This is a genomic window from Stenotrophomonas sp. PS02298 (genome assembly GCF_029959445.1).
In the GTDB taxonomy this organism is placed as follows: Bacteria; Pseudomonadota; Gammaproteobacteria; order Xanthomonadales; family Xanthomonadaceae; genus Stenotrophomonas.
In genome coordinates this window covers 1-7,636 of the sequence record NZ_JASCOR010000188.1, presented here as the reverse complement: position 1 = coordinate 7,636, position 7,636 = coordinate 1, and the positions used below count along the sequence as shown (strand labels likewise).

5 protein-coding genes are annotated in these 7,636 nt (G+C 63.3%); 4 read left to right on the top strand and 1 reads right to left on the bottom strand.

Annotated elements, in window-relative coordinates:
* Positions 1–227 precede the first annotated feature (227 nt).
* From QMX78_RS18810 to QMX78_RS18800, 3 genes are all read left to right on the top strand, one after another.
* Entirely contained in the window at positions 228–764 is a 537-nt protein-coding gene (locus QMX78_RS18810; RefSeq protein ID WP_282272422.1) for a GNAT family N-acetyltransferase, read from the top strand.
* Between the two features lie 108 nt (positions 765–872).
* Positions 873–1,496: a glutathione S-transferase family protein gene (locus QMX78_RS18805; RefSeq protein WP_282272420.1), complete on the top strand. Its 624-nt coding sequence runs from the start codon at positions 873–875 to the stop codon at positions 1,494–1,496.
* Between the two features lie 59 nt (positions 1,497–1,555).
* The gene (locus QMX78_RS18800; protein ID WP_282272418.1) at positions 1,556–3,826 is read left to right on the top strand and encodes a thiamine pyrophosphate-dependent enzyme; all 2,271 of its coding nucleotides are present in this window, start codon (positions 1,556–1,558) and stop codon (positions 3,824–3,826) included.
* Between the two features lie 298 nt (positions 3,827–4,124).
* Here QMX78_RS18800 and ppsA read toward each other — a convergent pair whose 3' ends face one another.
* Positions 4,125–6,500, bottom strand: coding sequence for a phosphoenolpyruvate synthase (gene ppsA / locus QMX78_RS18795; protein WP_282272416.1), 2,376 nt, complete (start codon positions 6,498–6,500; stop codon positions 4,125–4,127).
* 197 nt (positions 6,501–6,697) lie between these two features.
* Here ppsA and QMX78_RS18790 point away from each other — a divergent pair, with 197 nt between their 5' ends.
* Positions 6,698–7,519, top strand: coding sequence for a pyruvate, water dikinase regulatory protein (locus tag QMX78_RS18790; RefSeq protein WP_282272415.1), 822 nt, complete (start codon positions 6,698–6,700; stop codon positions 7,517–7,519).
* The last annotated feature ends 117 nt before the right edge of the window (positions 7,520–7,636 follow it).

Below are 7,636 nucleotides of genomic sequence, written 5' to 3'. Positions count from 1 at the left end.
TGCCAGACCTCTGGCATCGGATTTTTTATTGTTTTGTGGGAGCGGCGTAAGCCGCGAAGCCCACACACGATCAGGTGGCGCGAAAACCTCTCCAGGGAGCGAACAGTGCCAGCTTCGCGGCTTGCGCCGCTCCCACAAACGGGCGCCAGCAAGGCAGCGTCCGTTTGACCAGTTGGGGTGGCCGGCGCAAGCTCGGTGTCCTTGTTTGCCTGTACACAGGAACTGCGATGAGTGTCTTCGATCTGCGGCTGGAAACCGAACGCCTGCTGTTGCGCCCACCGGTAGCCGAGGATTTCGATGCTTTCGCTGCGTTCTGTGCCGATCCACAGACAATGCAGCATCTTGGCGGCGTGCAGCTGCCTTCGGTGGCGTGGCGCAGCCTGGCGGCGCTGACCGGTAGCTGGCAGCTGCTCGGCTACTCCATGTTCTCGGTGATCGAGAAGAGCAGCGGGCGCTGGATTGGCCGGGTTGGGCCGTGGCAGCCGCATGGCTGGCCGGGCACCGAAGTGGGCTGGGGAATCGCCTCCGAGTTCTGGGGCCGTGGTTATGCGCCGGAAGCAGCGCGGGCGAGTATCGACTGGGCGTTCGATGCACTGGGTTGGCAGGAAGTGATCCATACCATCGTGCCGGCCAACACCAGTTCGGTGGCAGTGGCGCAAAAGCTGGGCGCGACCTTGCTGCGGCAGGCACGCTTGCCGGCGCCCGCCGATATCGAGGTGGATGTGTGGGGCCAATCCCGCCAGCAGTGGATGTCGCAACGCTGAGATCACATGTTGAGAGCGCACTTTGCTGCGGTCGCAGCTTTACCGCGATGCCTGTGATCCGTTCAGATGGAGGCTGTCGTCTGCCATTCGGTAGCGGGGAGCGGATCAGTGAGTTTTTCGGGTGCTGGGTTGCGGGTGTATGGCATGTCCACGTCGGGCAACTGCCACAAGGTGCGGCTGCTGCTGGAGCAGATGGGGACGCGCTATGAATGGGTCGAGGTCAACAGCGCCGAAGGCCATACCCGTACCCCGGAGTTCCTCGCCCTCAATCCCAACGGGAAGGTGCCGTTGGTGCAGCGCGCCGATGGGCGGGTGCTGACCGAATCCAATGCCATCCTGTTCTGGCTGGCCGAAGGCACGCCTTATCTGCCAAGTGATGGATGGCAGCGGGCGCAGGCCTTGTCGTGGATGTTCTTCGAGCAATACAGCCATGAGCCTTACATCGCCGTTGCGCGTTTCATCAGCATCTGGACGCCTGCCGATTCGCCGCGCCGCGCTGAACTGCCGCGCCTGCGTGAGCGTGGCCATGATGCGCTGGCAGTGATGGAGCGCCACCTGCAGGGCAATCCCTGGTTTACCGGCCCCGACTACGGCGTGGCCGATATCGCGCTGTTTGCGTACACCGCTGTCGCCGAGGATGGTGGCATTGGCCTGTCCTCGTACCCGGCGATCCAGCGCTGGTTGCAGGCGGTGCAGGCCCAGCCCGGCTTCATGCCGATACTGGCTGGCTGAGCGCTCCTTGTTGATGTTTGATTCCGTTGTCTCACCTGTTTGCTGTGGAGTCTGTCTGCATGTTTGCTCGTGTACCGAATCCCATCCCGGCCCGCATGAAGGGCCTGAACCGCGCTGAGATCTGCGACACCAATTTCATCGAATTCGTCGGCGCGCTGCCGCCTGGTCCGCAACAAGGGCCGCAACCGGCCGCACCCATACTGCCAGGCAGCACGCTGGATGCGCAGAGCTTCCGTGAGTTGTTCGAGTCGCAGTTGATCAGTCGCCATCTGGACCTGATGGCGCGCGTGCTGCGCGTGCAGAACAAGGTCTTCTACACGATTGGCTCCTCCGGCCACGAAGGCAATGCGATGGTGGCGCGCGCCGCCCGGCACACCGATCCGGCTTTCCTGCACTACCGCTCCGGCGGCTTCATGGCCGAGCGCTTCCGCAAGCTGCCGGGCATGGACCCGGTGATGGACTCGGCGCTGTCCTTCGCGGCCAGCAAGGACGACCCGGCCAGCGGCGGCCGCCACAAGGTGTGGGGCAGCAAGCCTTTGTGGGTGCTTCCACAGACCTCGACCATCGCTTCGCACCTGCCCAAGGCGCTGGGCACGGCGATGGCTATCGAAGCGGGCAAGCGACTGGGGCAGGGCCTGCCGATTCCCGATGACAGCATCACCATCTGTTCGTTCGGCGATGCCTCGGCCAATCACGCGACCGCCCAGACTGCGTTCAATGCAGCGGCGTGGAGCAGCTTCCAGAAGCTGCCGGCGCCCGTGCTGTTCGTCTGCGAGGACAACGGCATCGGCATCTCGGTGAAGACCCCGGAAGGCTGGATCGCCGAGAGCTTCCGGCATCGCCCAGGGCTGGATTATTTCCATGCCGATGGCCTGGATCTGGTCAACGGTTACGCCGACGTGGAGCGTGCGGTCGAGCATTGCCGGCGCACGCGTCGGCCAACTTTCCTGCACCTGCGCACCACCCGTCTGATGGGCCATGCCGGTACCGACTTCGAGATCGAATGGCGGGCGCTGGAGGAGCTGTGCGCGGTGGAGGCGGGCGATCCGCTACTACGCTCGGCACAGGTTGCGGTGGAATCGGGGCTGATGGACAAGGCCGAAGTGCTGGCCTTGTACGAACACACTCGCCAGCGCTGTTTCGCTGCCGCCGAAGATGCCGACAAACGCCCACGCCTGACCGCGCTGCAGGATGTGATCGCGCCGCTGGCGCCGTATACGCCGGACAAGGTGCAGACTGAGGCGTCGCGCGCCGATTACAGCGAACGACGCCTGCAGGTGTTCGGCAGCGAAGCTGGCTTGCCGGAGAACCAGCCGGCCAAGCATCTGGCAGTGCAGATCAACCAGGCGCTACACGATCTGTTCGCCAAGTACCCGGAGACTTTGCTGTTCGGCGAGGACGTGGCGCAGAAGGGCGGCGTCTACACCGTTACCAAAGGGCTGCAGAAGGCATTCGGCCCGCGTCGGGTGTTCAATACCCTGCTCGATGAAACCATGATCCTGGGCATGGCCCAGGGCTTCGCCAACATGGGCATGCTGCCGCTGCCGGAAATCCAGTACCTGGCCTACCTGCATAACGCCGCCGACCAGGTGCGCGGCGAGGCCTGCTCGTTGCAGTTTTTCTCCAATGACCAGTACCGCAACCCGATGCTGATCCGCATCGCCGGGCTGGGGTATCAGAAAGGATTTGGCGGACACTTCCACAACGACAATTCGATCGCAGCCATCCGTGACATCCCCGGACTGGTGGTTGGTTGCCCGTCGCGCGGCGATGATGCCGCGGCAATGTTGCGCACGCTTGCTGCCCTGGCCAAGGTCGACGGGCGGGTCTGCGTGTTCCTGGAGCCGATCGCGCTGTACATGACCAAGGATCTGCATGCCGCTGGCGATGGCCAATGGCTGTTCCCGTATCCGGCGCCGGATCAAGCACTGACGCTGGGCGAGGGCAGGGTTTACGGCGAAGGCAATGATGACCTGCTGATCATCAGCTACGGCAACGGCGTACCAATGGCGCTGCGCGCTGCCAGGACCATCGAGCAGCAGCACGGCTGGAAGGTACGGGTGGTCGATCTGCGCTGGTTGGTGCCGCTCAATGCCGGCTATATCGCCGGGCAGGCCAAGGGCGCCAAGCGCATCATCGTGCTCGACGAAGGTCGCCAGAGTGCCGGCGTGGGCGAGGGCGTGATCACGGCCCTGGTCGAGGCCGGCCATGGGCAGGTACCGCTGCGCCGGGTGACCGGTGTGGATACCTATACACCGTTGGCTGGTGCGGCCTTGCTGGTGCTGCCGGGTGATGCCGATGTGGTGGCGGCAGCGACAGAGTTGGTCTGAGCGTTAGCGTTTGTTTGTGGGAGCGGTGTAAACCGCGAAGCTGGCAATGCTGAAATCACCAGCACACCTGCGACCTGACTGATCGGTAGCTTCGCGGCTTACGCCGCTCCTACAGCTGCGCTCCCTCCCTTTGGCGTAGCCAAGGGGAGGGTTTGGGATGGGTTGGCTTTTGCGGCCTTTAGTCACTGCCAGCTTCGCGGCTTATGCCGCTCCCACAAGGCAGAAAAAAAATCGTCACCTCGCAGACAAACAAAACCCCGCCAAGGCGGGGTTTTGTTTTCATGCATCAACCGCTGGATCAGCTATTGGCTTTCAGCTTGGCCAGACGCAGCCAGGTGTCGACCACCGTGTCCGGGTTCAGCGACACCGACTCGATGCCTTCCTGCATCAGCCACTCGGCCAGATCCGGGTGATCGGACGGGCCCTGGCCGCAGATGCCGACGTACTTGCCCTTGGCGCGTGCACTCTTGATGGCCATCGACAGCAGCTTCTTGACCGCGAGGTTACGCTCGTCGAACAGGTGCGCGACGATCGAGGAGTCACGGTCCAGGCCGAGGGTCAGCTGGGTGAGGTCGTTGGAGCCGATCGAGAAGCCGTCGAAGATCTCGAGGAATTCATCGGCCAGCAGCGCGTTGGACGGCACTTCGCACATCATGATGATCTTCAGGCCGTTCTCGCCCTGCTTCAGGCCATTGGCGGCGAGCACTTCCACCACCTTGCGGCCTTCTTCCAGGGTGCGAACGAACGGGATCATCACCCACAGGTTCTCCAGGCCCATTTCGTTGCGCACGCGCAACACGGCCTGGCATTCCAGTGCGAAGGCCTTGGAGAAGCTCGGATCGACGTAACGGCTGGCGCCGCGGAAGCCGATCATCGGGTTCTCTTCGTGCGGCTCGTAGTTGTTGCCGCCGATCAGGTTGGCGTATTCGTTGGACTTGAAGTCCGACAGACGCACGATCACCGGGTTCGGTGCGACCGACGCGGTCAGGGTGGCGATGCCCTCGGCCAGACGATCCACGTAGAAGCTCACCGGATCCTTGTAGCCGGCGATCTTGTCGTCGATCTTCTTCTTGGTGGCAGCGTCCTGGCGGTCGTATTCCAGCAGCGCATTCGGGTGGATGCCGATGTGGCTGGCGATGATCATTTCCAGACGGGCCAGGCCGATGCCGGCGTTCGGCAGCTGGCCGAAGTCGAAGGCACGTTCCGGGTTGGCCACGTTCATCATGATCTTCAGCGGTGCCGGCGGCATGTTGCCCAGATCGGTGGTGCTGCGGTCGAAGGCCAGCTTGCCAGCGTAGATGAAGCCGGTGTCGCCTTCGGCGCAGCTGACGGTCACTTCCTGGCCGTCCTGGATCAGCTGGGTCGCATTGCCCGAGCCAACCACGGCCGGCACGCCCAGCTCACGCGCGATGATCGCGGCGTGGCAGGTGCGGCCACCACGGTTGGTGACGATGGCCGACGCGCGCTTCATCACCGGCTCCCAGTCGGGGTCGGTCATGTCGGCGATCAACACGTCGCCCGGCTGCACGCGGGCCATGTCGTCCAGCGACTTGACCACGCGGGCCACGCCAGCGCCGATCTTGGCGCCAACGGCGCGGCCTTCGGCGATGACTTCACCCTTTTCCTGCAGCGCGTAGCGCTCGATCTGGGTGGCCTTGGCGCGCGACTTCACGGTTTCCGGGCGCGCCTGGACGATGAACAGCTTGCCGCTGACGCCGTCCTTGGCCCACTCGATGTCCATCGGGCGGCCGTAATGCTTTTCGATGACCAGCGCCTGCTTGGACAATTCCTGCACGTCCTCATCGCTGATCGAGAAGGTGTTGCGCACCTCGACCGGGGTGTCCTCGATCTTGACGCGCTCGCCCGGGACGTCCGAATAGACCATGCGGATCGCCTTGGAGCCCAGGGAGCGGCGCAGGATGGCCGGCTTGCCGGCATGCAGGCTGGGCTTGTAGACGTAGAACTCGTCCGGATTGACCGCACCCTGCACGACCATTTCGCCCAGGCCGACCGAAGAGGTGACGAACACCACATCGCGGAAGCCGGACTCGGTGTCCAGGGTGAACAGCACGCCGGAAGAGCCGACGCCCGAGCGCACCATCAACTGCACGCCAGCGGACAGGAAGACGTCTTCGTGCTTGAAGCCGTGGTGCACGCGGTAGGCGATGGCGCGGTCGTTGTACAGCGAGGCGAACACTTCCTTGACCTTATGCACGACGTCGTCGGCACCGGTCACGTTGAGGAAGGTTTCCTGCTGGCCGGCAAAGGAGGCGTCCGGCAGATCTTCGGCGGTTGCCGAGGAGCGCACGGCAACGGCGATGTCACCGCCACCGTTCTCGGCGCTCAGCTTGGCGTAAGCGTCACGGATGTCCTTGTCCAGCTGCGGCTGCAGCGGGGCATCGATCACCCAGCCGCGGATTTCCTTGCCGGCAACGGTCAGGGCGGCGACATCTTCCACGTCCAGCGTGGCCAGCTTGTCGAAAATGCGCTTGGACAGGTCGTTGTGGGCAATGAAGTCCTTGAACGCTTCGGACGTGGTTGCGTAACCACCGGGGACGGAGACCCCCAGACCGGCAAGATTGCCGATCATCTCCCCGAGTGAGGAGTTCTTGCCACCTACGCGGGCCAGGTCGGCCAAGCGCAGCTCATGCAACCACAGGATATTCTCGTTCAAGCGCGATGCTCCGTTGAGGCCATCGCCCGTGGCGGGCTTGGGATGGCCACGTCCGTAGGAAGAAGCCAATATGATGCAGTGCACACCGAAGCCGCACAAGCTTGTGACAATACTTTGTCTTGTGCTTGTCTTTTTCGGGACAGGCTAGGCCATCACGCTTGACCCGTGGTCAGGATCACACTCTGAAGGAAGCTTTCATGACGGCAATCCGGCCGGTTTTCTATGTTTCCGACGGCACCGGTATTACTGCCGAGACCGTCGGCCACAGCCTGTTGACCCAGTTCAATGGCTTCAGTTTCGTTACTGATCGCATGTCGTTCGTCGACGATGCCGACAAGGCGCTCGAGGCAGCGGCGCGTATCCGGGCCGCCGGGGAGCGCTACCAGGTGCGCCCCATCGTGATCAGTTCGTGCGTGGATTCCAGCCTCGGCTTGATCCTGGAAGAGAGCGGGGCCCTGGTCCTGGATGTCTTCGCCCCATTCATCGGACCGCTGGAACAGGAGCTGAGCGCAGCCAGGCACTCCAAGGTGGGCCAGGCGCACGGCATGGTGGATTTCGATACCTACCATCGCCGCATCAACGCGATGAATTTTGCGCTGAGCCACGACGATGGCATCGCGGTGAATTACGACGAGGCCGACGTGGTGCTGGTGGCGGTGTCGCGTGCCGGCAAGACCCCCACCTGCATCTACCTGGCGCTGCATTACGGCATACGCGCGGCCAATTACCCATTGACCGAGGAAGACCTGGAGCAGGATCGCCTGCCGCCACGCCTGCGTCCCTACCGCAACAAGCTGTTCGGGCTGACCATCGACCCGGAGCGCCTGCAGCAGATCCGCCAGGAGCGCCGCCCCAATTCGCGCTATGCCAGCTTCGAGACCTGCAAGCGCGAAGTCACCGCCGCCGAGACCATGTTCCGCATGGAGCGCATCCCGACCCTGAGCACCACCCACACCTCGATCGAAGAGATCTCCAGCAAGGTGCTGAGTACATTGAGCCTGCAGCGGGAGATGTTCTAAGCCAAAGGGCGCTGGAACAACCAACGGTAGTGCCGAGGCATGCTCGGCAGGGGCTCTATCGGTAACGCCCCTGCCGAGCATGGCTCGGCACTACAGGTGGGCTCCTGGGTAAAGCCA

Bases quoted from the DNA above. Each gene is read 5' to 3' on its own strand.
- QMX78_RS18810 (WP_282272422.1), top strand. From the start codon at position 228: ATGAGTGTCTTCGATCTGCGGCTGGAAACCGAACGCCTGCTGTTGCGC.
- QMX78_RS18800 (WP_282272418.1), top strand. From the start codon at position 1,556: ATGTTTGCTCGTGTACCGAATCCCATCCCGGCCCGCATGAAGGGCCTG.
- QMX78_RS18790 (WP_282272415.1), top strand. From the start codon at position 6,698: ATGACGGCAATCCGGCCGGTTTTCTATGTTTCCGACGGCACCGGTATT.